A 1,758-nucleotide genomic window follows, 5' to 3' on the forward strand; every position below is an offset into this window, starting at 1 on the left:
TATAAACATGCTTTTAAAGCCTTTTAAAACACCAGAGTTTTTAAGTGTATAAAAACAGAAACCGCCTTTAAAAGACGGTTTCTAATTATAATTTTAGGATACATTATGGGCTTGTGCAACGGTTACCATTGTTGCCAACAGTTATTTTTTTCAGTTCTTCTAATTTTTTAATCTCCCAATCTTTATCATCGTAAAACTTTTTGTTCTTATCATCCCAATCCGTAAAATTTCCCGAATTCAGGGTTTTATGTTGCTCTAAAATAACTTTTTTAATTTCTTTTGGCACAATTACTAAAATATCGAACCTAATCAAATTCTCAAGCTGTAAAAGACTTTTGTATGAATATTTGTCAATTACAGAAGCTGAATTTAAATCTAAATGTTTCAGATTTTTGAGCTTTTCATAAGATTCTAAACTTTTAAGTCTCAAATTTTTTGGTGCAAAAGTGTCTCCATTTAGGGAAAGTCCAATTAGAGAAGTTACTTCTCCGATTTTTTCATAATTCTCAATTTTAAATGAGTTTTCAATTCTTAAATGAGTCAGTTCAATTTTTGCAATGGGTGAAATGTCTTTCAGCTGAGTAAATCTTTCCAATTCTAACCTTTTGAGTTTTGTCAGTTTTAAAATTGGATTTAAGTCAGTTGCTTTTGAACTGTCAATTATTAAGTCCGTAAGATTTGGTAAGTCACAAAAAATATCAAGAAACTCTTGATTAATCCCACAAGAGATGGAAATCCGCTTTACTTTATCCAAGTTTGGGATTATTTTAATCCATCCGTTTTTTACTCGTTCTTTTTCCTTTTTACTCGAAACGTCCCATTGAAAAGACAAACTTCCAATTCGGATGTTTTCAGAGTTTATTTTTGGATTGTCATATTGTTGAATATTTTCATATTCATAAATATGTTCAGGTGAGAAAAACTGGTGATTTTTATATCTGTCGTTCATTCTAATTGTTGGCAACGTTTATGTGTATGGAAAGTTGCGTGCTTGTGTGCGAGGATTTTCCGAAGGAAAATCAGATGCAAGCAAGCAAAGCAACTAACATTGGTTTAGTATAAAACTAGCAATTTTTTATACACGGTGTTGTGGTTAGTTTTTTTATTCGGTTTCGATTTGTTCATTCATAAAGTTCAAGACTTCCGTAAAATAACTTTCCAAATTTATATGTTCTTCTTCTCCAGGATGCCAATTTGTAAATTTCCAATATTTCCACTTTTCATTTGTTGAATTCGGTGGAATTAGAAGAAAGTATTGTTCTTGATTTATTCCACCAACTAAAATACTTTTTTCAAGTTGTTTTCCGATATTTTCAATTCCGTTAATACTATAAGCTTCGATTATAAAACTGTCAATATTTTTCAGAAAGTCAATTTTGTTAATCGGCTCAAAAGTCGGTTCAATATCGTTTGGTGCTGAAAATCCGTTTGTAATTAATAGAAACTGTTTAAAGTCGGTTGGGAATTCAATTCCGAGTCTTTTTTCGGTCAAGTTTATTTCGGTTTCTGGAACAGGTATTGTTCCTAACCATTTATTTTCAGTCTGCTCTTGAGTAAACTCAAAATCAGCTAATTCAATCGCTTTCTCTGATATTTGTTTTAGTAGACTGTTCATTTTTCAAATTAACCACAACGGTTTTCTTTATTTTGATTTATTAATTTAAAAGAAGAAAAGAGGAGAACTAAAACGGTCTTCAAGTTAAAGCCTTATTACACGTACAAGTCCTCTTTTCTTCTTAACTGTTGCATAGAACCAAT

2 protein-coding genes are annotated in these 1,758 nt (G+C 30.7%); both read right to left on the bottom strand.

What is annotated here, in order from left to right; genetic code table 11:
* Positions 1 to 103: 103 nt before the first annotated feature.
* The gene (locus J1D01_RS17320) at positions 104 to 949 is read right to left on the bottom strand and encodes a hypothetical protein (protein ID WP_421151761.1); all 846 of its coding nucleotides are present in this window, start codon (positions 947 to 949) and stop codon (positions 104 to 106) included.
* Between the two features lie 153 nt (positions 950 to 1,102).
* Positions 1,103 to 1,615, bottom strand: coding sequence for an SMI1/KNR4 family protein (locus J1D01_RS17325; RefSeq protein ID WP_421151762.1), 513 nt, complete (start codon positions 1,613 to 1,615; stop codon positions 1,103 to 1,105).
* Between the last annotated feature and the right edge of the window lie 143 nt (positions 1,616 to 1,758).

The sequence above is a fragment of the Seonamhaeicola sp. NFXS20 genome (genome assembly GCF_049132085.1).
GTDB lineage: Bacteria > Bacteroidota > Bacteroidia > Flavobacteriales > Flavobacteriaceae > Seonamhaeicola.